We start from the raw sequence: 23,983 nt of genomic DNA, 5'->3' as shown, positions 1-23,983 counted from the left end.
ACTGCGAGGGGACGCCGTGATTTTTCGTCGCCGCGACTGCTTATCCGGTTTCCATGGGCGCGGAGGGGTCGGCCGACCATTCGGACAGCGACCCGTCATAGACCGCGACCTTGTCGTGTCCCAGCCGGGTCAGCGCAAAGGCGGTCAGCGTCGCGGCGATGCCGCCGCCGCAATAGGTGATGATCCGGCGATCCGGATCGGCGCCGATGCCGCCTAGCCGCTCCATCAGCGCCGGATCGTCCAGCAGACGCAGGTCCTCGCCCAGAAGGTCCATGGCGGGAAGGTTGTCGCTGCCGGCGATCCGCCCGGCGCGCGGTCCCATGGCGACCTTGCCCGCGTGCAAGTCGCGCGAGAGGGTATTCAGCACGCAGGTCTGCCCGTCCTCGATGGCGGCGGCGACCTCGTCCTTGCCGACGAACAGGCCCGGGCGCGGTCGCGGGGTGAATGTGGCCGGTTCGTAGGATGGCGGTTCGGTGGAGATGGGCAGGCCTTCGGATTTCCACTTGGTCCAGCCGCCATTGAGCACGGCGGCGTTGTCGAAACCGAAGGCCCGCAGCATCCACCAGACGCGCGTCGCCCACATGGGCGGGCCGGCACAATAGAGGACGGCGCGGCAGTCGTCGCCCAGGCCGGCCTCGCTCATGGCTTTCGCGAATTTCTCGGCGGGCGGCATCATGAAGCGCAGCGCCTGCGTGGTGTCGGACAGATCTTCCACCAGATCGAGGAAGCCAGAGCCCGGGATGTGGCCTTCCTGCCAGTGCGCCCGGCCGCTTTCGATGCTCACCGTACCGTCGCCCTTGGGCGTCAGGAACACGGTGCAGTCATAGACGCGCAGATTGTCATCGTTCAAATGTCCGGTCAGCCAGCCGGTTTCCACCAGATCGCCTTGCATGTCGGTCATCGCGTTCTCCCCAGAGTGTCCGACAGCATAACGGATATGGCGGCGGGAATCCGCAGCCGAGGCGCTTGGACCTGCCGAATTGCCTGTGCTATGAACCCCAACCATCCGAATTGAGCCGAACGAACGGGGGATCTCGTGAGCAAGCAGAATGAAATCGTCGGCGTCCTGGGCGCGGGCGCCATGGGGCGCGGCATCGTCCAGATCGCCCTCCAGGCCGGCTGCCAGGTCCGCCTGTTCGACATGAACCGCGCCTCGATGGACGAAGCGGCCGGCTTCATCGGCAAGATGCTCGACCGCGCGGCCGAAAAGGGCCAGATGGACAAGCCTGCCGCCGACGCGGCCAAGGCCAATCTGACGCTGGCCGACGGGCTCGAGGGCTTCGCCGACTGCACGGTGGTGGTCGAGGCGATCCTCGAAAACCTGGACGTCAAGAAGAAGGTCTTCTCCGACCTGGAAGCCATCGTCGCCGACGACTGCATCCTGTCGACCAACACCTCCTCTCTCAGCGTGACGGCCATCGCCGCCGCCTGCCAGAAGCCGGGCCGCGTCGCGGGCTTCCATTTCTTCAACCCGGTGCCGCTGATGAAGGTGGTCGAGGTGGTGAAGGCGCTGATGACCGAGGATTGGGTCGTCGACCGCCTGAACGCGCTGGCCAACGCCATGGGGCACCGTCCGGTCGGCGCCAAGGACACGCCCGGCTTCCTCGTCAACCATGCCGGCCGCGCCTATTACACCGAGGGCTTCCGCATCCTGTCCGAGGGCGTGGCCGAGTATCCCGTGATCGATGACGTGCTGCGCGATGCCTGCGGGTTCCGCATGGGTGCGTTCGAGTTGCTCGATCTGACCGGCCTCGACGTCTCGTTCCCGGTGATGGTCAGCATCTGGCAGCAGTTCTTCAACGAGCCGCGTTACGTGCCGAACCCCCTCGCGCCGCAGCGTGTCGCCGCCGGACTCTATGGGCGCAAGACGGGCCGAGGCTTCTACTCCTACGAGGACGGCAAGCGCAGCACCTTCGCGCGGGCGGCCGCGCCGACGGCGCTGCCCAAGGCTGTCTGGGTCGCCAAGGCGTCACCCGAGGTGCAGGCCATCGTCGCCGACCTGGCCAAGGCCAATGGCGTCGCCATCGCCGACGTGCCGGGCGCCGACACGGTCAACATCATCTCGCCGGTCGGCAAGGACGCGACGACGACCGCGCTCGAGCTGGCGATCGATCCGGCGAACACGGTCGCCATCGACCCGCTGTTCGGCCTGGGCACGCACCGTACCCTGATGACCACGCCGGTCACCCGCCCGGAAATCCGCGACGGCGCCCACGCGCTGTTCGCCAAGGCGGCCGAAGCGGTCACGGTCATTCACGACAGCCCCGGCTTCATCGCCCAGCGCGTCATCGCCTGCATCGTCAATGTGGGCTGCGAGATCGCCCAGCAGCGCATCGCCACGCCGGACGACATCAACGCGGCCGTGCGCCTTGGTCTCGGGTATCCGAAGGGGCCGCTGGAATTCGGCGACGCGCTCGGCGCGCGCACCGTGCTGGACATCCTCGAGGCGATGTACAGCTTCTATGGCGATCCGCGCTACCGTCCGAGCGCCTGGCTGAAGCGCCGTGCCCTGCTCGGCGTGTCGCTGACGACGCCGGAGGGCTGAACCAGGATCAGGCTGGCTGGATGAGGTTCAGGACCTCGTCCGCCAGCGAGATCCTGACCGGTCCGGCGCCGTGAAAATCGCCGTCGATCTCGACCATGGCGTGCGGTGCGTCCGGGATCAGAATGTCCCGGGCCTCGATGAAGGTGACGTCCTTCTCGCGGTCCAGGCGGCCGCGTCCGATCGCCGCGAGATAGCGCAGCATGTCCAGCTTGCCGGTGCCCGGCATCAGGCAAACGGTCATTGAGGGCGCGTCCAGCCGCGCCATGGGCGCGACGATGTATTTTCCCGCGTATCGGCGGCCATTGGCGATGATCGCCCAGGCGGTCTCACGGGATTCCCCGTCGACCACCACATGGAACGGCGCGCGCGGCGGCTCCAGCCATTCCAGCAATCCAGCCAGCCCATAGGCGGCCTTGCCCCACCGGTACTTCAGCTTCAGGTCGATGCGCGCGACGACGCGGGCGTCGTAGCCGATGCCCGCCATCATCAGGAAGCGGCGGCCATCGATATCTCCCATGCGGATCGGCCGGGCGACACCATTGATCAGAACGTCGGACACCGGTCCCGACCAGGGCGATATGTCCAGCTCGCTCGCGAGGACGTTCGCGGTGCCCATCGGAATGATGCCCAACGGCATGTCCGATCCCACCAGCCCGTTGGCCACCTCGTTGATGGTGCCGTCGCCGCCGGCGGCGATCACGGCGTCCACGTCTTCGGCCCCATTGGCAACCCGGCGCGCGATGGCCTCGGCATCGCCGCGTGCCGTCGTGGCCTCGACGATGAGGTCGAGACCGGCGGCGCGTAAATTGTCGAGCGTCTTTTCCAAGAAAACCTGACGCCGGCGACCGGCGATGGGGTTGAGAATCACAAGAAATCGTCGCGTGGGCGCGTTCTGGTTTGTCTTGGACATAAATCTGTAACTACCGGCAGGTATTTTGATGAGGTGGAATTAAGCGAGCAACGGGATCATAGCAAGAAAGATTACGGTTATATGATCCGACAAGCAGAAACATCGCGACGGGACATTCCGGGCGACAGCTGGATGGCCAGGGCGGCAAGGAATGCCGGCGGCAGTCGCCCGCGCGCCATGCAGGTGGCCCTGCCGAAACCGCTGCTGGACGAAGGCGGGCTGCGCTACCGGAGTATCTGGATTTCCGACCTTCACCTCGGCACCAAGGGGGCGCAGGCGGACTATCTCCTCGATTTCCTGAAATATACCGAGTGCGAAAGGCTTTATCTCGTCGGCGACATCATCGACGGGTGGCGCCTGAAAAAGGGCTGGTACTGGCCACAGGCACACAATGACGTGGTGCAGAAGGTGCTGCGCAAGGCGCGCAAGGGCACCGAGATCATCTACATCACCGGCAATCACGACGAAGCGCTGCGCGACTTCGCCGGCCACTTCTTCGGCGGCGTCCTGGTGACCAACGAGACGATCCACTATACCGCCGACGGTCGCCGCTTCCTGGTCTTCCACGGCGACGCGTTCGACGCGGTGGTCAAGCATGCCCGCTGGCTGGCGTTCCTCGGCGATCATGCCTATCACGCGGCGTTGTCCGTGAACCGGGTAGTCAATGCGGTACGCCGCCGCCTCGGTTACTCGTACTGGTCGCTGTCGGCGTACCTGAAACACAAGGTGAAGAACGCGGTCGAGTTCATCAGCCGCTTCGAGGTCGCCGTGGCGCAGGAATGCGCCGAACGCGGGCTGGACGGCGTGATCTGCGGTCACATCCATCACGCGGAAATGCGCGAGATGAACGGCGTCCTGTACTGCAACGACGGCGACTGGGTCGAAAGCTGTACCGCCCTGGTCGAACACCATGACGGGCGCCTCGAGATCCTGCGCTGGCTGGACGTGGTCGAACGCTTCGATCTGGCCGGCAAGACCGAGCCTGCCGATGGCGAAAAAATATTCGCCTGAAAACGGGCCGCGCCTTCTCTCAATCCTCCCACGCTCGCAAGGTTGATCCATGAAAATCGCGATCGTCAGCGATGCCTGGTTTCCCCAGGTAAACGGCGTCGTACGCACGCTCGACACGACCCGGAAGGAACTGCTCAAGCTTGGGCACGACGTGATGATGATCACGCCCGACCTGTTCCGCACCGTGCCGATGCCGACCTATCCGGAAATCAGGCTGGCCGTCCTGCCGCGCCGCCGCCTGCGCCAGATGTTGGCGGAATTTCAGCCGGACGCCATTCATATCGCGACGGAAGGTCCGCTCGGATGGGCGGCGCGCGGCGTCTGCCTCAAGGCAGACCTGTCTTTCACTACGGCGTTCCATACCCGCTTCGCCGAGTACATTTCCGCCCGGTTTCATGTGCCCCTGTCCTGGGGTTATGCCATGCTGCGTAGGTTCCACAAGCCGGCGGACCGGGTGATGGCGGCAACGGAGTCGCTGCGCCGCGAACTTGAGGAACGCGGGTTCGGCCGCACGGCGCTGTTCTCGCGCGGCGTCGACATGGCGGTGTTCCGCCCGCAGGAAAAGACCGCGATGGACATGCTGCGACCGGTCTACACCTATGTAGGGCGAGTCGCGGTCGAGAAGAATCTCGAAGCCTTCGTCAGCCTCGACCTGCCCGGCACGAAGGTGGTCGTCGGCGATGGCCCGCAGCTGGACGAGTTGCGCAAGGCCTATCCCGACGTGGTGTTCACCGGCGTCAAGCAGGGCGAGGAACTGGCGCGGTATTACGCGCAGAGCGACGTCTTCGTGTTTCCCAGCAGGACGGACACGTTCGGCCTGGTGATTCTCGAGGCGCTGGCGTGCGGTGTACCCGTGGCGGCCTATCCGGTGCCCGGGCCGCTCGACGTGCTCGGCGAACGCGCCACGCGCGGCGACAGCGCCGATCGCGGCGCCGTTGGCTGCCTGTCCGAGGATCTGGCGACGGCCATCGCAGGCGCGCTCAGGCTGGACAGGGCGGCTTGCCTCGACTTCGCCGAAGCGTTCAGCTGGGAGGCCTGCACCCGCCAATTCGTGGAGAATCTGGCCCCTTTAGAGGTCGCGGCCTGAAGCGCTGACGCATCAGGCCGCGACAGGCGGACCCCTTTCGCGCTTTCCCATTCCCCGATCCCCTAAACCCCTTTAGAAAGGAGTCCGGGAGACATGATCGGGGAAGTTCATGAAGATATACGGGCCGTCCTATTCGCCCTTCGTGGCACGCGTGCGCGCGGTTCTGGCCATCAAGGGCATGACCTATGAGCAGGAGCTGCCACCCGGCGGCTCGCCGAAATCCGCCGAATATCTGGCCATCAATCCCATCGGGAAGGTGCCCACACTGATCGATGGCGGCCTGACGCTGCCGGAATCCGAGCTGATCTGCGAATATCTCGAGGATGTCCATCCGACGCCGGCGCTGCGGCCGGCCGATCCGGTGGTCCGCGCGCGGGCGCGGCTGATCAACCGGGTCTGCGACCTGTACATCATGGGGCCGATGTTTCCGCTGTTCGCCCAGCTCAACCCGGCCACCCGCGATCAGGCGGCAGCCGACGCCGGTATCGCGGCGCTTCGGCAGGGCGTCGTGCTGCTGGAAGGCTTCATGGAGGGAGACGAGTTCGCCATCGGCGAGTCGCTCACCCTGGCGGATTGCGCCGTACCGCCCGTTCTGTTCTTCGTGCACTACGTCATGGCGTTCTTCGGCGACCACGATCCGCTGCGCGACAGCCCGAAACTGGAAGCCTACTGGATGAACATGAGCCGGCATGCGGTCTTGGGCCGCATCCTCGACGACATGGATACGACGTTCAAGGCCATGCTGGCCGCGCGCGCTTAAGGGGAGAGACATCATGGGAAATTCCAACGGTAAAGTGGCCATCGTCACCGGTGCCGGCCGCAAGCGCGGTCTTGGCCGGGCCATCGCGCTGAGGCTAGCGCAGGATGGATTCGACGTTGCCGTCTCGGCCTATCCGCGCGATCCGGCGACCTTTCCCGATCACGAGAAGGCCGACGGCTGGAAAGGCGCGGAGAGCGTCGCCGAGGAAATCCGCGCCATGGGCCGGCGCGCCGCCGCCATCCTGTGCGACGTTACCAAGCGCGAACAGGTCGAGACCCTGATCGCGGAAACCGAGAAGCAGCTGGGTCCGGTCTACGCGGTGGTCAACAATGCCGGCGTGGCGAGCGATGCCGGGGCGGCGTCGGTGGTCGAGATGTCGGACGAGCTCTGGTACAGCACGGTCGATGTCAATCTGAACGGAGTCTATCTGGTCTCCAAGCTGGCCGCGAAGGCCATGCTGAAAAGCGGCGACGGCGGCGCCATCGTCAATATCTCGTCCATGGCGGGCCGGGTCGGACTGCCGCTCTACGGCGCCTATTGCGCGTCCAAATTCGCCGTGATCGGACTGACCCAGCAGATGGCCATCGAACTGGCCAAGCAGGGCATCAGGGTCAATTGCGTCTGCCCGGGTTCCACCGACACCGACATGATGGACAGCACCTTCAAGCGGACGGCCGAGCTGTATCAGCGCGACTTCGCCGACGTGAAGAAGGGCGTGCGCACGGTCATCCCGATGGACCGGCAGGGCAAGCCGTCGGAACAGGCGGCGGCCGTTGCGTTCCTGTGCGGCCCGGACGCGTCCTACATCACCGGCCAGACGCTGAACGTGGATGGCGGCTTGCGGATGGATTGACCCTGACCATGGGATTTCTGACCTTGGTGAAACTGACTGGCCGCGACGTGCTGGCACGTTACGTGGCGGAACGGCTCCCTGAATTCGCCGGAATTCGCCTGGACGCGGTGAACGTCCAAGGCAATTTTGGTGATTATCCGCTGCATGTCGCCTGTGTTCGAGGCGTCGCGGAGGAGGTGCTGGCACTGATCGATGCCGGCGCCGACGTCAATGCGGCCGGCGCGACCGGCAACACACCGCTGCACGAGGCCGTGTCGCAGGCGCATGTGGAAGTGATCGCCATTCTTCTGGCCAAGGGCGCCAACCCCCTGGCCGAGGACGAGGATGGCGTCACGCCCGTGGACATGGCACGCAACATGCGGCGCAAGAGGCTGGTTGCGCTGCTGGAAGGGCGCTAGCGCGCGCTGACATCCACCGAGGCGAGCAGGGCGTCGATGGCGGCCGCCGCCTCGGGCTCGTCCAGCAGCGGGACGTGGCCGCGGTTCGGAACCGTGACCAGAACCGTGTCCGGCTTGCGGCGGCCCATTTCCTCGAAGGGCTCCTGCTCCAGAATGTCGGACAGGGCACCGCGGATCGCGACCGTCGGTATGTCCTTCAGGCGAAGGAACAGGGGCCACGGATCTCCGGTGGGCGCGGGGGCCTCGCGGATGGCATCGCCGATTCGGGGGTCGTAGTCGAGGCGCGGGCGGCCATCATCGTCCTCGCGATAACCGCGACGGGCAAATGCCTGCCATTCCGCGTCGGTCAGGCCGGGCAGGGCCGCGCCATAGACCAGTTTCGCCTGCGCGACGGCCTCGTCCCAGGTCGCGACCGGGTCCGCCTTGCCCGTATAGGACTGGATGCGGGCGATTCCCGGGCCGACCACCGGACCGATATCGTTCAGCACGGCGCCCGCCAGAAGGCCGGGCCTCGCGCCCGCGATCACCATGGTGATGATGCCGCCCAGCGACGTCCCGATGGACACCACGCGGTCGATACCCAGATGGTCCAGCAGCGTCAGGACATCCCGCACATAGGTGCCCGGAGCATAATTGACGTAATTCGGGTCCCAGGCTGAATAGCCGCGTCCGCGTAGGTCAGGGCAGATCACACGGCGGTCGGCTGACAGCCGCTGGGCCAACGCGTCGAAATCGCGCGAATTGCGCGTGAGCCCGGGAATGCAGATCACCGGCACGCCGCCCGATGCATGGTCGCCATAGTCGCGATAGAACAGGTCGAGCCCGTCGTTGGAGCGGTAAGTGGCTGTCTTGTCTATCGTCACGCTGGCCGACATGGCTGGCTCCTTCCCGAGACTTATGCGAGTATGCGCATCCGCCACTCTAGCGTGCGAGAACTCAGTGACCAACCCCGCCAGCGATCCCGCACTGGGCCGATGGGCCACATTGAAGGATGCAGCGGCAGTCCTCGAACTGACGCCCAATCGTCTCCTCAAGCAGATCAAGCGCGGCAAGCGTCGCGGCACCCAGATCGGCAACAACTGGTTCGTCTACATCGAGCCGGAGATCGAGCATGCGGTCGCGGACAAGGCACGGGCGGCCGAGGAGAAGCGGGCCTTGCGGGCCGAGGCCGTGGCACGCCTGCGGCAGGAAAACCAGGCGTTGCGCGAGGAAGTCGAGGCGCTGAAAGCGAGCGGGTCCCCTGCACCCGTGCAAAGGGAGGACACGCTCGGCCAGCGCCTTGTACCGCTGCTCGATGTTCTCGAGCGCCAGCACAAGAGCATGGTCGGTGAAATTGACTTCCTTCGGTCGGAACTGGTGGCGGTGCGCCAACAGCATGCCGAGGAGATGCGCCGCAAGGACATCCTCATCCAGCAGGCGCACAAATCGCTGCAGGATCTGGTGAAGGTGGAATTGCCCAAGCCTGCCAAGGAACCGCCAGCGCCGGCCCCGCAGCCCGCACCGGACGTGGAACAGCTGCGGCAGGATCAGATGCGGATGTCGCGCGTCATGAGCGAGATGTCCGAGCTGCTGACCATGATGTATCGCCGCCTGATGCGTCAGGAAAAAACCTGATCCCGGCGTGCCGGCTCAACGAATATAGAACTCGACCGGCACGACCAGTTCAAGTTGCTGGTCGGGCATTTCCTTCGGCATGGACGGCAGGGGCGAGGCACGCTCGACCATCTTGAGCGCGGCGGTGTCGAGTACCGGAGACCCCGAGGTCCGGTCCAGAGCGCACTTCTGGACGCGGCCCGTTCGATCCATGGTGAAGCGGACCATGACAGTGCCTTCGTTTCGCCGCGAGCGCGCCTCGCCGGGATACCGCTTGTGCCGCTCCAGCCAGGCGAGGAGACGGGCAAAATAATCATCCTTCGCCTTGACGTCGCCCGGGCTTGGGGAGGGTGGCGGCGGTGGCGGGGGCGCGACAGGTTCCGCCGGCGCCGTCACCGTCTCCGCGATGGAAGTGGCCGCGCTGGCGATCACGGCGGGCGCGGGCGGGGCGACAGGCTGCGGCAGTGGCGGCGGGATGTCCTCGACGATCGGCTTGGGCCTGGGCTTCGGTGTGATGACCGGCTTCGGCTCCTCGACCTTCTCCAGCACTTTCGGCGCGGGCGGTGCCGGAGGCGCGATGGACAGGGTGATCGGAATGTCACGGGGCCTGGGCGGCGGCGGGCTCGACGGCATGCTCATGGCAATGCCGATGCCCGCGACATGAATGCCGACGGCCACCAGCCTCGATGAGACCGGAATCCAGCTCACCGCGCCGTCCCGGGCGGGTTCTCGGCGATCAGCGAGATCTTGGCGAAGCCTGCCTCGCCGACCTTGCCGAGCACCTCCATCACCGAGCCGTACTCGACTCCCTTGTCGCCGCGCACGAAGATCACGTCATTGCCGCGCGCGGGCGCCAGCGCGGAGAGGCGCACGAGCAGTTCGTCCATGCCGAGCTTCTCGTCCTTGAGGAAAATAGCGCCGTCGCGGTTCAGGCTCACGACCAGGGGCTCTTCCGGCCGGTCCAGATTGGGGCCGGACAGTTTCGGCAATTCCAGCGGCACGTTGGACAGCATCAGCGGCGCGGTGATCATAAAGATGATCAGCAGCACCAGCATGACGTCGACCAGCGGCGTGACGTTGATCTCGGCCAGTGGCTTGTAGCCGCCCTCTTCGAAACTCGCGGGCTCGATGGGATTGGCGGCCATGTCACGCGGTCCTGCGCAACGCGGGCTGGGGTTCAACCCGCATCATCTGCTTGCACAGACCGATGATGAGGGTGTTGATCTCCTGTCCGCAGCGGCCCAGATCGACCGCCAGCTTGTTGTAGCCGATCACGGCCGGGATCGCCGCCGCGAGGCCGATGGCCGTCGCGAACAGCGCCTCGGCGATCCCCGGCGCCACCACCGCGAGGCTGACATTGTTGGAACTGGCGATGGAGGAGAAGCTGTGCATGATGCCCCATACCGTCCCGAACAGGCCGATAAAAGGCGCGGCCGAGCCCACCGTGGCAAGGAACGGCAGACCGGGTTCGATCCTGCGCAACTCGCGCGCCATGGCGACGCGCATGGCCCGTTCGATCCGGTCACGCAGTTCGGTGCGGGTTTCATCGCCCAGTCGGTCCTGCGCCTCCGCCCGACCAGCGGCCATGATGACCGCGCCGATGCCCGGTGCGGCGGCACCTTCGTCCAACGCCGCGAGCGCCGCCACCTGACGGCGGAGCGTGCCGAGGCGAATGGCTTTCTCGATGATGATCGACCAGCATGCAACGGACAGGACGATCAAGAGGACGATAACACCCTTGACGACCGGGCTGGCCTGCCAGAACAGCGTCCAGAGCGAAAGATCGTGAGTCACGGGCATGGTTCGGGTCCGATGAGTGGCCGAGAAGACGGTAAATCTTATTGTGTAACTAATACTGATTTGCAACAAGGAAATTTCCGGTGATTTCCCGGGGCTGAAACATCGGCACGCATCGTTGCGTTCGCGCATCGACGCCGTGCCGGCTTAGCGGCGGGTAGCGTCTCGAAGCGCGCTCGTCCCGGGCCAGTCATCCGAAGTTCAGAGGCAGCGGACCAAGATCGCGAAGGTTTTGGCCGCGACGTGCGTTCAACCTGTGTCCGCCGCAACAGGCGGCGTGTTCATGCGAGAGGCGAGAAGACCTATGGATCCACAGGGCGTTACGGGCCGCACGGCGGCGAAGAAGCCGGCACGGCGGCCGAAAGCCGCGATCTGGGGCGGCGCGGCCGGCATCGTGGTTCTCGTGCTCGCCATCGCCTATTGGTCCGGCCTCTTTGGCGAGGACGAGCCGGAGCCGCAGACCGTCGAGGTGGTGCGCGGCGACATCGAGAAAACCGTCAACTCCCTAGGATCGCTGAAGCCGCAGAACTACGTGGACGTGGGCGCTCAGGTGTCCGGCCAGCTCGTGCGCATCCATGTCGAAGTGGGGGATACGGTCGAAAAGGACCAGTTGCTGGCGGAAATCGATGCCCGCGTGCTCGAATCACGGGTTCGTACGGGCCGATCCAATATCCAGAATTTTCAGGCGCAGCTCGCTCTCCAGCGCGCGCAATTGGCGCTGGCGGAGCAGCAGGCGGCGCGTAACCGGCGCCTTTTCGAAGGCAACGCGGTCAGCGAGGATCTGCTGCAGACGAGCGAGACGGCGGTCGATGTGGGCAAGTCCCAGGTCGCGGCGACCGTGGCGCAGCAGGCCTCGGCGCAGGCGACTCTCGACGGCGATCTGGCGCAGCTTGGCTATACCAAGATTTACGCGCCGATCTCGGGCACGGTGGTGTCGCAAACGGCGTATCTCGGCCAGACCCTGAACGCCAATCAGACCGCGCCAATCGTGCTGCGCATCGCCGATCTCAGCAAGATGACCGTCGAGGCGGACGTCTCCGAAGCCGACGTGGTCAAGCTGACTCCCGGCATTCCGGCGTATTTCACCACGCTGGGCGATCCCAGCCGGCGCTGGGTCGCTAACGTCCGCCAGATCATGCCGACGCCGGAAGTGGTCAACGAGGTGGTGCTGTTCAAGGTGCTGCTGGACGTGGACAACACGGATGGCGCGCTGATGACCGATATGACGGCGCAGGTCTTTTTTATCCAGGGAGAGGCACGCGACGTGCTGGTCGTGCCGGTCACCGCGCTGGAAAAGCCACGCGGCGACGGCGCCGCGCGCGGCGAACGGCGTGCCCGGCGCGAGGCGGCAAAAGCCCAGCCGGGTGGAAGTACCGCCGTGGACGGCGAGGGTTCCTCGGCCGCTCCTGAGCGCCGCCGCAGGGGGCAACGCGGCGAAGGTCCGCGCAAGCCTGGCGATCCCACGCCTTATGTGGTCAAGGTCATGGGCGAGGATGGACCCGAGGAGAGGGCCATCATGGTCGGGCTGATGAACCGCACCGACGCCGAGGTGCTGTCGGGCCTGAAGGAAGGCGAGCAGGTCATCCTGCCGCTGCCGCCAGCCGCAGGCCAGCAGGCCAACGGCCCGGGTCAGGGCCGTCAGGGCGGCGGCGGGTTCAGGGGAGGGCCTCGGCTGTGAACTACGCCCCCGCCGATCAGAGCGATGCGCTGATCCGGATCGACGGCATCAGCAAGATCTACCAGAACGGCGAGACCGAGATCCGGGCGCTGGACGACGTGTCCCTGAGCATCTTTCCGGGTGAGTTCGTCGCCATCATGGGGCAGTCCGGTTCGGGCAAGTCCACCTTGATGAACATACTGGGTTGCCTCGACCGGCCGGATGAAGGCGTCTACGAGGTGGCGGGCACCGATGTTGCCTCGCTCAGCCTGGATGAGTTGGCCGCGCTGCGGCGGGATACGTTCGGCTTCGTCTTCCAGCGCTACAACCTGCTCTCCGGCTCGACGGCCACCGAGAATGTGGAGATTCCCGCCATCTACGCGGGCGTGGCCAAGCGCGACCGGGTCGAGAAAGCGCACCGCCTGCTCGAACGGCTGGGTCTTGGCGACAGGACAGAGCATCGCCCTGGCCAGCTCTCGGGCGGCCAGCAGCAGCGTGTTTCCATCGCGCGGGCGCTGATGAACGGCGCCGACGTGATCCTGGCCGACGAGCCGACGGGCGCGCTCGACAGTCGTAGCGGCGCGGAAGTGCTGGAGTTGCTCAAGCAGCTCAACGTCGAGGGCACCACCGTCATTCTCATCACCCACGATCCCAGCGTGGCGAGTCATGCGCAGCGGGTGATCCAGATCCAGGACGGCAAGATCGTCGACGACACCCAGACCGGAGCGCCAGTGGGCAAGATCGCCGCGCGTCGCCCGGTCGTGGACCATGGCGCGTTCCGGCTGCTCTCGGAGATGGGCGAGGCGGTGAAGATCGCCCTGCGTCAGCTTCGGGTGAACCTGTTCCGGACGGCGCTGACGCTGCTCGGCGTGGTGATCGGGGTCGCCGCCGTGGTGACCATGCTGGCCATCGGCGAGGGCGCGCAGCAAAAGGTGCTGCAGGGCATCCAGAACATGGGCAGCAATCTGCTGCTCGTCCGTGCCGGCGGCCGCGGCGCCAGGTCCGACGATTCGGCCTCGCTGGGTCTTGCGGATATCGAGGCCATCGCCGAATTGCCCGGCGTGCAGGTCGCCGTCGGCGAGCGGCAGTCCAACACCACCCTGCGTTTCGGCAACGTGGATTACCGGACGCGCGTGCAGGGGACACAGGAAGGGTTCCCGGTCGCCCGTGACTGGCCCATCGTCGAGGGCACGTTTTTCACCGACGAGGATATCCAGAGTTTCGCGCCGGTCACGGTGCTCGGCAGCACGGCCGTGCGAAATCTGTTCGCGAATGGCGAGGACCCGATCGGCCAGTATGTCATGGTCGGCAACGTGCCCTTCCAGGTCATCGGCGTGCTGGCCACCAAGGGCGCGTCGTCCTTCGGCCAGGATATGGACGATGTCGCGCTGATTCCGCTGACCACAGGCTTCATGCGGGTGTTCGGCACGCAAAGCGTCAGCACCATCAGCGTCAAGGTCGAGAATGCCGGCGACATCTCCAAGGTGGAGGCGGATATCGGCGCCCTGATGGAACAGCGTCAGCCGTCGAAGACGTTCGAAATCCGTAATACCGCCTCTCTGCTCGAGATGGTGCAGGAAACCCAAGGGACGCTGACCATCCTGCTCGGCTCGGTGGCGGCGATCTCGCTGCTGGTTGGCGGCATCGGCGTCATGAACATCATGCTGGTCAGCGTGACCGAACGCACCCGCGAGATCGGGCTGCGCATGGCCACCGGCGCGCGCATGAACGACATCCTCGTCCAGTTCAACACCGAGGCGCTGGTGGTCTGCGCCATCGGTGGCGTGGTGGGCGTTCTGCTGGGCGTCGCGATCGGTCTCACTCTGGGCCAGTTCGATGTCGCCATTCAATTCACGCCGGGCCCGGCGATCCTCGCCTTCTCCTGCGCCGTCGCGACGGGGCTCGTGTTCGGCTATCTGCCCGCGCGCAAGGCAGCCCGGCTCGATCCCGTCGTCGCGCTGTCCTCGGAGTAGCGGCATGCCTGTAAGGAAAATCATGTTTCGTCCCGTCGCCGCCGTTTCGATCGCCGCCCTGGTGGCTGGCTGCTCGCTGACGCCCGATTACGAGCGCCCCACAAGCGACGTGCCGCCGGCGTGGTCGACCGCCGTGCCGACCGCCCTCGCGGCGGAGGCGGACCAGGCGGCCGGTATCGATGCGGCGTGGTGGGATCTCTTTGGCGATCCGGCGTTGTCATCCCTGATGCGAGACGCCCTCGCCAGCAACTACGATCTGACCGCCTCCCTCGAGCGGATCGAGCAGGCCCGGGCTTCGGTGAAGGTCGCGGGCTCGGCGTTGCTCCCTGCCATCGACGGCTCGGCCGGGCTCTCGCGCCGCACCGACCAGCCTTTCGGCAACGCCGCCAGCAGCAACAACTACTCGGCGTCGGTCGCCGCCAGTTATGAGCTCGATCTGTGGGGCAGGAACCGCGCGCGGGTCGCAGGCGCGAAAGCCGGTTACGAGGTATCTGTCTTCGACTTCCAGTCGCTCAAGCTCGTCGTCCAGTCGGACGTGGCCACGTTCTATGTCGGCATCCTCGCGCTGCGTGAACGACTGGACCTGGCGCGGCAGAATCTGGCGGCGGCGCGGGACCTGCTGAATCTGGTCGAGCTCCGCTACCGCGAAGGCGCCATTTCGGGCCTCGACGTTTCGCAGCAGCGCGGCGCCATTGCATCGTTCGAGGCGCAAATTCCGTCGCTGGAGCAGCAGCTGAAAGCCAGCGAGCATGCGCTGGCGCTGCTCGCTGGCAGGACGCCCCAGGGCTTCTCGGTGGCCGAGACCGCTCTGGCGAATCTGGCGCTGCCGGCCATCGCCGTCGAACAGCCGTCCCAGCTGCTGCTCCGCCGCCCCGATCTGCGCAGCGCCGAGCAATCGCTGATCGCGGCCAACGCGGATATCGGCATCGCCCGTGCCGCGTTCTTCCCGACGATCAGCCTCTCGGCCAATGGCGGTCTGTCCGGAACGATTTCGCCGGACGCGACGTCGACCTTCATCTCGCTCGCCTCCGGGCTGGCCGCGCCGATCTTTCGCGGCGGCGAGCTGACCGGGTCTCTCGAGCGGACCAAGGCGCGTCAGCGCGAACTGGTGGCGCTGTACCGTCAGGCGGTGATCACCGCCTTCGCCGAGGTCGAGGATGCCCTGATCGCCGTGCAGACCACCGATGTGCGGTATCGCTATCTGGTCGAATCGGCGGTACAGGCCCGCGAGACTTATCGCCTTGCCCAGGTTCGTTACAAGGAGGGCGCGGATGATTTTCTCGCCGTGATCGACGCGCAGCGGAACCTGTTCAGTGCCGAAGATACGCTGGTCGATGCCCAGGTCGCCCGTTACGAAGCAGCCATTGCCCTGTTCAAGGCCATGGCGGGCGGCTGGTCGGCGGCGGGATGACGCCGTTCAGAGGCGGGCGCCGAGCATCTTTCCGATCGCGTGGAGAATCATGAGGGCGGTATAGGCGCTCAGGCCGAAGACGATGGCGATGCCCAGCACCTTGAGATGCGCCTTCAACCGGGTCCACATCACGGCGCCGCCGGGGCCAGTTCCGGTCGCGGGACGCCGTTGAGCATGACCTTGCCATCCGCGAGTGCCGCTTCGATAACGAAGCCGTCGCCGTCGCGCCGGATGACAGCCTGCCGTTCCAGCTCCAGGATTCGGCTGTTGGCGGAGGTCCGCGCCAGGAGACGCAATGTATCCTCGTCGACCTCGCGTCCTTCCACGGCCAATGCCATCTGCCGTTCGTGCAGCAATTCGCGTGTCAGGTACCACACCAGCGCGCCTTGCGAGATTCGCGCCGTTCCGGTTCCCTTGAGGCGCCGGGTCACCGCGTCCATGTCGGCATAGTTCAGTGGCTGGTCTCCGGTGAATCCGAGGTCGCCATTCGCCGTCACGCTGCCGCCGGGGACGTTGATGGTCACGTTCTCCAGAGTGAGGCGGGTGCCAGGCCGGATGATGGCCGGCAGCTTCTCGCTGAACACCAGCGCCTTTTCTTCCTCCATCTGCGAGTCAGGCATTCCCAGGGTGATGAAGCGCACCAGATCGGCGTAGATCTCGCCCAGCATCCGGCCGTCCAGGCCCGACAGCCGCAACTGGCCGCGGCTGTCCGTCATGGTCCATCCGCCGTAGTCGAGGGCGTCGGTGGTCTGGTCGATGGCGATGGCGACCTCGGCGTTCTTGCCGCTGACGCCGATGCTGGTCGTACCCCGATACAGGGCGAACGGACTGTCCACGTCCAGGGAGATGCCGGCCTTCATGGCCACGGGGGCATCGAACAGGCCGGTCAGTGACTTGTCGAGGAAGCTGTCCAGCAGCATCTGCTGCTCGTAGGGCGTGCCCGCCTTGTCCAGCACCTTGTTGTACAGCCCATAGGCCTCGTCGAGCGCGGGCGCCGACAGGTCGACGACTTCCAGCGACCATCTGCTCGGACCCAGCCGCCCACCTTCGAACGCGCCGCCGTCCAGACCGAGCGAAACACTGGCGTCGAGCCGGTCCGCCTTGTCGATGGTCACCGCCGTGCGGTAGCCGAGCGCCTCGATATCGACCGCGTCGCCGGCTTCGGGATGCAAGAGCCTGACTTCGGCCGCGCGTGCGTCGATCTCGCCCAGCCACAGATGCGACCCCCATTTCTCCTGCGCGCCGGTGACCTTCATGTCGCGCAGCAGTGTCATGCGTTCGCTGGTCTCGAGACGGAACAACGGCATGTCGAGCGTGACGCTGAACGCCCGTTTGGCGGCGAGGATGCGTCCCGACGCGCCGTCCCATTCCACCGAGGTGTGCGGCCCCATCTCGCCCATGTATTCGGGATTGTCGATCAGGGTCTTCGAGCCGCCGAGGAAATCGAAGGTGGTGCGGAACGTCAGCAGCGGCTGGCCGCGCAGATATTTCTCCAGAACGGTCTCGACACCTTCGGGCAGGCGCATGTCGGTCTTGGCAAAGGCGATGCCGATGACCGGCTGGATCTTGTGGAGCAGCAGCGGACCATGGCGGATATCATGGGTGAAGGTGACCTCGAACTCGTCGCCGGTCACCATGCCCATCAATTGCTGCAGGGTGCGCGCGTATTCGCCCTCGACGATCAGTCTGCTTTCGGCCTTCGAGGTGAACCAGCCGCGTTCGAACCGCACCAGCTCGATGCGGTAGGACCCTTGCTGGGAAATGGTCTTCAGCGAGGTGCGCAGGCTGTTCTCGGCCGAATATCCGATGATGCCCGGCATTACGAGCAGCGCCGCGCCCAGAACCGCGCCGGCGGCAATAACGCCCACGACGGCGCGATTCATCGGTCTGCTCCCTGAAGGCCCTGGACTCTTTTTAGCCGCCTCGCGGGGAATTTGACCAGCCTTATCAATGAATCCGGCATCCGGCGCGGGTCACGCATCGGGACCGTTCCGCCCTGCCGCTGCCAGGACCTTGCCGGGATTGAGCAGGCCGTGGGGATCGAGCGCCTGCTTGACGCGCCGCATCAGATCCATTTCCACATCGGTCTTGTAGCGGACGATCTCCGCGACCTTCAGCTGGCCGACGCCATGCTCGGCGCTGATGCTTCCATCGAGGCTGGCGGCGATATCGTGCACGAGCACGTTGATTTCTTCCCAGCGGTCGAGAAAGGCGCGCCGGTCCATGCCGACGGGCTGGCTGAGGTTGAAGTGGATGTTGCCGTCGCCCATGTGGCCGAAGGGCACCGGCCGGATTCCTGGAATCCGGTCCGCCACGGCGGCGGTCGCCAGCCGCAGGAATTCGGGAATGCGCGCGATGGGCACCGAGATATCGTGCTTGATGCTGCCGCCTTCGTATTTCTGCGATTCAGACAGGCTCTCGCGCAACCGCCACAGGGCGTCGCGCTGCGTTTCCGAGGCGGCGACCACGGCGTCGGTGATCAGCTCCCGTTCAAGGGCACGCTCCAGCAGCGCCTGCATGGCCTCGCCCAGATCGGTGCCCGCCGCGGCGGTGGTCAGGTCGATCAGGACGTACCAGGGCGATGCCGTCTCCATCGGGTCGCGGCCGTCCATGTGGGTGATGACAAATTCCAGTCCGATCCGGGGCATCAGCTCGAAACTGCTCACCCGGTCGCCCGACAGTTCCCGCGCCAATCCCAGCAGGCGGACCGCGGCGTCGGCATCGGGCACGGCGACCAAGGTGGTTTCGCGCTGGCGGGCGGCGGGAAACAGTTTCAGCACGGCGGCGGTGATAATGCCCAAGGTGCCTTCCGAGCCGACGAAAAGCTGCTTCAGATCATAGCCGGTATTGTCCTTGCGCAGACCGCGCAGGCCGTTCCAGATGCGGCCGTCGGCCAGCACGACCTCCAGACCGAGCACCAGGTCGCGGGCATTGCCATAGCGCAGCACGGCGTTGCCGCCGGCATTGGTGGACAACACGCCGCCGATCTGGGCCGATCCCTCGGAAGCGAGGGAAAGTGGGAACAGCCGGTCCGCCTGTTCGGCGGTCTGTTGCGCCGCCGCGAGCGTGCAACCGGCCTCCAGCGTCATGGTGAACCCCTGCGGGTCGATCCCGCGTACCCGGTTCAGCCGGCTCAGGGAGAGCACGATCTCTCCGGCGCCCGAATGCGGCATCGCGCCTCCACACAGACCGGTATGTCCACCCTGCGGCACGACCGCCAGACCGTGCGCGGCGCAATAGGCCATCACCGACGCCACATCGGTCGTCGTGCGGGGGCGGGCGATCAGCGGAGAGTCGCCCTGCCAGCGATCGCGCCACTCCGTGAGATAGGGGACCATCTCGGCGGGATCGTCCACATAGCCGCCGGGCCCGAGCAATTGCTTGAGGCCGTCGAGACTCATGTCCTGCCCTCCCGGGGCGCGGCGGCGCGGCGCAGCCGGTCGTTGATGGCCTGGCCCAGTCCGGTTTCCGGCACCGGCATGACGGCGATCCCCGATATGCCTGGGTGGTCCAATGCCCGCAGCATGGCGAAAAGGTTCGCCGCCGCTTCGGCGAGATCACCCGCCGGGCTCAGGTTCAGGGTGAGGGCCGCGCCGGTCAACGGGGGGCCGTAGGCCAGCAGGGCTTCATCGGCCGCGACATCCGCGGCGTCCAGCCGGACGCCCGCGTTAGGGGCATAGTGGCTGTTCAACTGGCCCGGCGCGTTGATCGCGTCGTTCACCGCGCGGCGGGCCAGGCGCTGCTCCAGCACCGCTTCGATATCCTCGGCGGCAACGCCGCCCGGCCGCAGCAGAAGCGGTGTCGTTCCCTCGAAGCCGACGATGGTGGATTCGACGCCGACCGTGCAGGCGCCGCCATCGACCACCAGCGCGACGGGCAGTTCCTCGACCACGTGCCATGCGGTGGTCGGGCTGACATGGCCGGAACGGTTGGCGCTGGGCGCGGCGAGCGGTCCGCCGAACGCCGTCAGGATGTCGCGCGCCGCCGGATGGGCGGGCACCCGGATCGCGAGCGTGTCCAGCCCGGCCGACGCGAGCAGCGAGACGGGACAGTCCGGCTTGCGGGGCAGCACCAGGGTGAGGGGGCCGGGCCAGAAATGGCGGGCCAGCGTACGGGCGGCCTCGGGAAAATCGACGAAGCGCTCGGCCATCTCCGCGCTGGCGGTATGGATGATCAGCGGGTTGAAGGTGGGACGGCCCTTCATCTCGAAGATCCGCGCCACCGCCTTGTCGTCGCAGGCGTCGGCGGCAAGGCCATAGACGGTCTCGGTCGGCAGCCCGATCGGCAGGCCCGCGCGCAGCAGGGCGACGGCGCGCGTCGTGGTCGCCGCGCCGGGCTTGAAGATGGCGTGTTCCGTTGCTGGCATGCTGTCCATGGCCTTCATATCTAAATCAATTCCGTGTTGGTTTCGCCTGCCTTCCTCTCTAGGATGCCCCCTTCTTGATACCGCTCGGTAAATACGTGGATAACTTCAGCCTCACCTATCCGTTCGACGACCTGCCGCCCTCGGGCACGGCGCGCGATGTCGCGCCCGGCATCAAATGGCTGCAGATGCCGCTGCCCTTCGCGCTCGATCACATCAACCTCTATCTGATCGAAGACGGGGACGGCTGGGTGATCGTCGATACCGGCATCCGCGGCGACAAGACGCAGAATTTCTGGCGCGAGATCTTCGCCAATGCGCTGGATGGCAAGCCGGTGACGCGGGTGATCGTGACGCACATGCATCCCGACCATCTCGGTCAGGCCGGCTGGCTGTGCCGGCACTGGAACGCGCCGCTGCTGATGAGCCGGACCGAGTACTTTTATGCCCGGACGTTCTCGAACGAGAATGTTCGCGAATTGCCGCCGGAAGCCATTCTGTTCTATCAGCGCGGCGGCATTCCGGAAAATATCCTGAGCGAGATCGCCTCGCGCGGCTGGGGCGGCTTCAGCAGCAATGTGGAGCCGATGCCCGTTGGCTATCACCGTCTGATCGATGGGCAGGTCCTGACCATCGGCGGGCGCGAATGGCGCGTCGTCACCGGTAGCGGTCATTCTCCCGAGCATGTCTGCCTGTACTGCGAAGAAATCGACGTGCTGATTTCCGGCGACCAGGTCCTGCCGCGCATCACCTCCAACGTCAGCGTCAATGCTAACGAGCCCGAGGAAGACCCGCTCAGCTACTGGCTGGACTCCCACCGCAAGTTCCTGTCGCTGCCTGATACGGCGCTGGTCCTGCCGTCGCACAACCGTCCGTTCTATGGCCTGCATACCCGGCTGCGCTATCTGCTGGAGCATCACGAGGACCGGATGCTGGCCTGCGAGGAGAAGTGCGTCACGCCGCAGACCGCGCACGATCTGCTGCCGGTGATGTTCTCAAGGCCGCTGGATTCGTTCCAGATCATGCTGGCGCTGGGCGAATGCATCGCTCACCTGCATTGCCTGATGGGCCGCGGCCGGCTCGAGCGCACGCTCGACCAGGATGGTCGATACCGCTACCGCAGCATCGACCCCACCCTGTCGAAGCGGGCGCATCCCGATACCCACGAGAGCCCGGACCCGGCACCCTTGATGGTCTAGAGGCCTTGGTCGGCCTGTCAGCCGACCGCGAGAATTTCCAGTTCCCGGTGTTGCCCGTTTCGGGCGTTCCAACCGATGTGCTGGCCGGTCTTCAGCCCAATCAGGGCAGCGCCGATCGGGGTCAGGACCGATACCTTGCCCGCTTCCGAATCCGCCTCGTTCGGGTACACCAGCATCACCTTGCGGACGGCGCCCGCGGCCAGATCGCGATAGTCGACGGTCGATCCAATGCGCACGACATCCGCGGGAAGTTTTTCCTGTGGCAGAATTTCCGCTCGATCCAGTTCCTGTTCGAGGAAATCAATCGCCTCGGATGCCGCGCCCGCCCGGGCGGCGGTAAGATTGCTCAAATAATCGAAGTCGTCCTCGCCGAGGACTACTGGAGGAAGGGGTGTCACAATGCATGCTCCGTCAGCCGCGCGGTAGCCGTGCGGCGCTGGCGCGGTTCGCGCCGATCGATGTGAAGGCCTTCTAGCCCCGGAAGCGCGTCGGCGCCGTCAGGCGCGGCTTACCGGGGCAGACGTGCCGGATCTGGTCTGGCCCGCCCGCGCACTGTAGCGGCTATGATCTGTCGCCATGCTCATCACCTCAACATGGTTTCATCCGGCCGGGATTGCAAGACGATCGGCTCGCTCTTGAAAGACGGGCATGAAAAGGTGGTAGAATCCTGTTCTGGACCGGGCCGGAGAGGAAAGAGCATGCTGACTTCCCAAGGGAACGAGAGAGTGGCGGATCGTCCCTGGCTCGCGCATTATCCGGCCAATATCGAGTGGGAGCGGCGCTTCGAGGCGCGTCCGGTGCAGACCGTGCTCGACGAGGCGGCACGCCGGTGGCCCGGCAATGTCCATCTGGATTTTTTTGGCCGTGACTTCACCTACGCGCAGGTTCTGGCGCTGGCGGACCGAGCCGCGAAGGGCTTCCAGAAGCTGGGGGTGGGCAAGGGTGTCAAGGTCGGCCTCTACCTCCCCAACTGCCCCCAACAGGTGATCGCCTATTTCGGCGTGCTGAAGGCCGGCGGCACGGTGGTGAATTTCAGCCCGCTCTATTCGCAGCACGAGTTGCTGAACCAGATCGAGGATTCGCACACCGACGTGATGGTGACGCTCGATCTCGAACTGCTCTATCCCAAGGCGCGGGCGTTGCTGGACGAAAGCCGCCTGCGCGCGCTGGTGGTATCGCGGCTGAGCGATACCATGCCGCGGGTCAAGGGCACGCTGTTTTCCCTGCTCCGGCGCAAGGACATCGCGGCACGGCGGTGGGATGACCGGCATCTGGACTGGAGTGGCCTGCTCGACAATGACGGGCTCGTCGATCCGGTTGCCATCGATCCGGTCGAGGATGTGGCGGTACTGCAGTACACGGGCGGGACGACCGGCGTTCCCAAGGGGGCCATGCTGACCCACGCCAACGTCTACATCAATGGATGTCAGAACCGGGCCTGGTTTCCCGACTTCGCGGACGGCGTCGAGACCACCATTGGCGCGCTGCCGTTCTTCCATGTCTTCGCCATGACCACGATCCTGGTGATGGGCACCATGACGGGCTGCCGCATCGTGCTGCATCCCAAGTTCGAGCTGGATGCGGTGGTCAAGGACGTCATCCGCAAACGGCCCAGTTCCCTGCCCGGCGTGCCGACCATGTTCACGGCGCTGGCGAACCATCCCAAGGTCGACAAGCAGTCGTTCGGGTCACTGCGCTGGTGCATGTCGGGCGGCGCGCCGCTCCCGGCGGAAGTACGCCGCCATTTCCAGGAGGTCACGGGTGTCGCGATCCTGGAGGGCTACGGTCTGACCGAGTGTTCGCCGACCGCTACCTGCGGGCCGGAGAAAGGCGTGAACAAGGATGGCTCCATCGGCCTGCCGCTGCCGGGGACCGAGATCGTCATCGTCGACAGGGAAGACCCGCAAAAGATACTGCCGCGCGGCGAGGTGGGAGAGATCTGTGTGGTCGGCCCCCAGGTTATGAAGGGCTACTGGAACAATCCGGAGGCGACGGCCTCGACCATCGTCGCCGGCCGCCTGCGGACGGGTGATGTCGGATACATGGACGAGGACGGCTATACCTTCATCATCGACCGGATGAAGGACATGATCCTGGTCGGCGGTTTCAACGTGTTCCCGCGCTATGTGGAAGAGGCGATCATGAAGCATCCCGCCGTCAAGGAGGTGACCGTCATCGGCGTGCCCGAGGACTATCATGGCGAGGTGCCGAAGGCCTTCGTGGTCCTCAAGGACGGTGATCACAGCCTCGATGCGGAAAAGCTGACGGAGTTCCTGCGGGGCGAACTGGGCAAGCATGAGTTGCCCCGCGAGATCGAGTTCCGCAAGGAACTGCCCAAAACCGCGGTCGGCAAGTTGTCGAAGAAGGAGCTGGTGGCCGAGGAAAAGGCCCGGCGGGCGTCAGCCCGCTAAGTTTTCCGCCTGCAA

Annotated in this window: 23 protein-coding genes; 12 read left to right on the top strand and 11 right to left on the bottom strand. The window is 65.7% G+C overall.

The genetic code is table 11. The features are described 5' to 3' along the window. Window positions 1–40 precede the first annotated feature (40 nt). Entirely contained in the window at window positions 41–901 is an 861-nt protein-coding gene (locus tag WJU17_RS08500; protein ID WP_346326890.1) for a sulfurtransferase, read from the bottom strand. A gap of 135 nt (window positions 902–1,036) precedes the next feature. Here WJU17_RS08500 and WJU17_RS08495 point away from each other — a divergent pair, with 135 nt between their 5' ends. Continuing rightward, window positions 1,037–2,545: a 3-hydroxyacyl-CoA dehydrogenase gene (locus tag WJU17_RS08495; RefSeq protein WP_346326889.1), complete on the top strand. Its 1,509-nt coding sequence runs from the start codon at window positions 1,037–1,039 to the stop codon at window positions 2,543–2,545. Between the two features lie 7 nt (window positions 2,546–2,552). On the opposite strand, the gene WJU17_RS08490 is transcribed toward WJU17_RS08495, so the two are convergent. Beyond that, window positions 2,553–3,455 (bottom strand): diacylglycerol kinase family protein, encoded by a 903-nt coding sequence (locus WJU17_RS08490; protein WP_346326888.1) that lies wholly within the window; start codon window positions 3,453–3,455, stop codon window positions 2,553–2,555. 177 nt (window positions 3,456–3,632) lie between these two features. Between WJU17_RS08490 and WJU17_RS08485 the strand changes: the two genes are divergently transcribed. The 5 genes from WJU17_RS08485 to WJU17_RS08465 all read left to right on the top strand — a co-directional run bounded on the left by WJU17_RS08485 (window position 3,633) and on the right by WJU17_RS08465 (window position 7,564). Further along, window positions 3,633–4,466 carry a UDP-2,3-diacylglucosamine diphosphatase gene (locus WJU17_RS08485; protein WP_346327421.1) on the top strand — a complete coding sequence of 278 codons (834 nt, stop codon included), beginning with the start codon at window positions 3,633–3,635 and terminating at the stop codon, window positions 4,464–4,466. Between the two features lie 49 nt (window positions 4,467–4,515). After that, the gene (locus WJU17_RS08480; RefSeq protein ID WP_346326887.1) at window positions 4,516–5,553 is read left to right on the top strand and encodes a glycosyltransferase family 1 protein; all 1,038 of its coding nucleotides are present in this window, start codon (window positions 4,516–4,518) and stop codon (window positions 5,551–5,553) included. Between the two features lie 109 nt (window positions 5,554–5,662). Beyond that, window positions 5,663–6,313: a glutathione S-transferase family protein gene (locus tag WJU17_RS08475; protein WP_346326886.1), complete on the top strand. Its 651-nt coding sequence runs from the start codon at window positions 5,663–5,665 to the stop codon at window positions 6,311–6,313. Window positions 6,314–6,326: 13 nt separating this feature from the next. Then, window positions 6,327–7,166, top strand: coding sequence for an SDR family NAD(P)-dependent oxidoreductase (locus WJU17_RS08470; RefSeq protein ID WP_346326885.1), 840 nt, complete (start codon window positions 6,327–6,329; stop codon window positions 7,164–7,166). Between the two features lie 8 nt (window positions 7,167–7,174). Further along, window positions 7,175–7,564: an ankyrin repeat domain-containing protein gene (locus WJU17_RS08465; RefSeq protein WP_346326884.1), complete on the top strand. Its 390-nt coding sequence runs from the start codon at window positions 7,175–7,177 to the stop codon at window positions 7,562–7,564. On the opposite strand, the gene WJU17_RS08460 is transcribed toward WJU17_RS08465, so the two are convergent. After that, the gene (locus WJU17_RS08460; protein WP_346326883.1) at window positions 7,561–8,439 is read right to left on the bottom strand and encodes an alpha/beta hydrolase; all 879 of its coding nucleotides are present in this window, start codon (window positions 8,437–8,439) and stop codon (window positions 7,561–7,563) included. The two genes, WJU17_RS08465 and WJU17_RS08460, sit on opposite strands and share 4 nt — an antisense overlap. A gap of 64 nt (window positions 8,440–8,503) precedes the next feature. Between WJU17_RS08460 and WJU17_RS08455 the strand changes: the two genes are divergently transcribed. Beyond that, window positions 8,504–9,178, top strand: a complete 675-nt coding sequence (locus tag WJU17_RS08455) for a hypothetical protein (RefSeq protein ID WP_346326882.1) — start codon at window positions 8,504–8,506, stop codon at window positions 9,176–9,178. 15 nt (window positions 9,179–9,193) lie between these two features. On the opposite strand, the gene WJU17_RS08450 is transcribed toward WJU17_RS08455, so the two are convergent. From WJU17_RS08450 to WJU17_RS08440, 3 genes are read right to left on the bottom strand one after another with little or no spacing between them, the layout of a single operon-like run. Next, entirely contained in the window at window positions 9,194–9,865 is a 672-nt protein-coding gene (locus WJU17_RS08450; RefSeq protein WP_346326881.1) for an energy transducer TonB, read from the bottom strand. Then, the gene (locus tag WJU17_RS08445; protein WP_346326880.1) at window positions 9,862–10,302 is read right to left on the bottom strand and encodes an ExbD/TolR family protein; all 441 of its coding nucleotides are present in this window, start codon (window positions 10,300–10,302) and stop codon (window positions 9,862–9,864) included. The genes WJU17_RS08450 and WJU17_RS08445 overlap by 4 nt, the downstream gene beginning before the upstream one ends. A 1-nt stretch (window position 10,303) precedes the next feature. Continuing rightward, window positions 10,304–10,957, bottom strand: a complete 654-nt coding sequence (locus WJU17_RS08440) for a MotA/TolQ/ExbB proton channel family protein (RefSeq protein ID WP_346326879.1) — start codon at window positions 10,955–10,957, stop codon at window positions 10,304–10,306. 301 nt (window positions 10,958–11,258) lie between these two features. On the opposite strand from WJU17_RS08440, the gene WJU17_RS08435 reads away from it, so the two are divergent. From WJU17_RS08435 to WJU17_RS08425, 3 genes are read left to right on the top strand one after another with little or no spacing between them, the layout of a single operon-like run. After that, a complete protein-coding gene (locus WJU17_RS08435; protein ID WP_346326878.1) occupies window positions 11,259–12,632 on the top strand; it encodes an efflux RND transporter periplasmic adaptor subunit in 1,374 nt (457 codons plus the stop codon). Further along, window positions 12,629–14,584 carry a MacB family efflux pump subunit gene (locus WJU17_RS08430; protein ID WP_346326877.1) on the top strand — a complete coding sequence of 652 codons (1,956 nt, stop codon included), beginning with the start codon at window positions 12,629–12,631 and terminating at the stop codon, window positions 14,582–14,584. Before WJU17_RS08435 ends, WJU17_RS08430 begins: the two co-directional genes overlap by 4 nt. 22 nt (window positions 14,585–14,606) lie before the next feature. Then, on the top strand, window positions 14,607–15,995 hold the full coding sequence (locus tag WJU17_RS08425; RefSeq protein ID WP_346326876.1) for an efflux transporter outer membrane subunit: 1,389 nt from the start codon (window positions 14,607–14,609) through the stop codon (window positions 15,993–15,995). Between the two features lie 6 nt (window positions 15,996–16,001). Here the strand turns inward: WJU17_RS08425 and WJU17_RS08420 are convergent, their stop codons facing one another. From WJU17_RS08420 to WJU17_RS08405, 4 genes are all read right to left on the bottom strand, one after another. Beyond that, a complete protein-coding gene (locus tag WJU17_RS08420) occupies window positions 16,002–16,124 on the bottom strand; it encodes a hypothetical protein (protein WP_346326875.1) in 123 nt (40 codons plus the stop codon). Beyond that, window positions 16,124–17,878, bottom strand: coding sequence for a DUF945 family protein (locus WJU17_RS08415; protein WP_346326874.1), 1,755 nt, complete (start codon window positions 17,876–17,878; stop codon window positions 16,124–16,126). The genes WJU17_RS08420 and WJU17_RS08415 overlap by 1 nt, the downstream gene beginning before the upstream one ends. A gap of 90 nt (window positions 17,879–17,968) precedes the next feature. Then, on the bottom strand, window positions 17,969–19,396 hold the full coding sequence (locus WJU17_RS08410; protein ID WP_346326873.1) for an FAD-binding oxidoreductase: 1,428 nt from the start codon (window positions 19,394–19,396) through the stop codon (window positions 17,969–17,971). After that, the gene (locus WJU17_RS08405; protein WP_346327420.1) at window positions 19,393–20,361 is read right to left on the bottom strand and encodes an L-threonylcarbamoyladenylate synthase; all 969 of its coding nucleotides are present in this window, start codon (window positions 20,359–20,361) and stop codon (window positions 19,393–19,395) included. Before WJU17_RS08405 ends, WJU17_RS08410 begins: the two co-directional genes overlap by 4 nt. Window positions 20,362–20,456: 95 nt before the next feature. Here WJU17_RS08405 and WJU17_RS08400 point away from each other — a divergent pair, with 95 nt between their 5' ends. Beyond that, on the top strand, window positions 20,457–21,557 hold the full coding sequence (locus WJU17_RS08400) for an MBL fold metallo-hydrolase (RefSeq protein ID WP_346326872.1): 1,101 nt from the start codon (window positions 20,457–20,459) through the stop codon (window positions 21,555–21,557). A gap of 17 nt (window positions 21,558–21,574) precedes the next feature. On the opposite strand, the gene rnk is transcribed toward WJU17_RS08400, so the two are convergent. Continuing rightward, window positions 21,575–21,955, bottom strand: coding sequence for a nucleoside diphosphate kinase regulator (gene rnk / locus WJU17_RS08395; protein ID WP_346326871.1), 381 nt, complete (start codon window positions 21,953–21,955; stop codon window positions 21,575–21,577). Between the two features lie 300 nt (window positions 21,956–22,255). On the opposite strand from rnk, the gene WJU17_RS08390 reads away from it, so the two are divergent. After that, entirely contained in the window at window positions 22,256–23,968 is a 1,713-nt protein-coding gene (locus WJU17_RS08390; protein ID WP_346326870.1) for a long-chain fatty acid--CoA ligase, read from the top strand. Window positions 23,969–23,983 lie beyond the last annotated feature (15 nt).

It is taken from the genome of Iodidimonas sp. SYSU 1G8, from assembly GCF_039655775.1.
In the GTDB taxonomy this organism is placed as follows: domain Bacteria; phylum Pseudomonadota; class Alphaproteobacteria; order SMXS01; family SMXS01; genus RI-34.
This window is presented reverse-complemented; position numbering and strand designations above follow the sequence as displayed.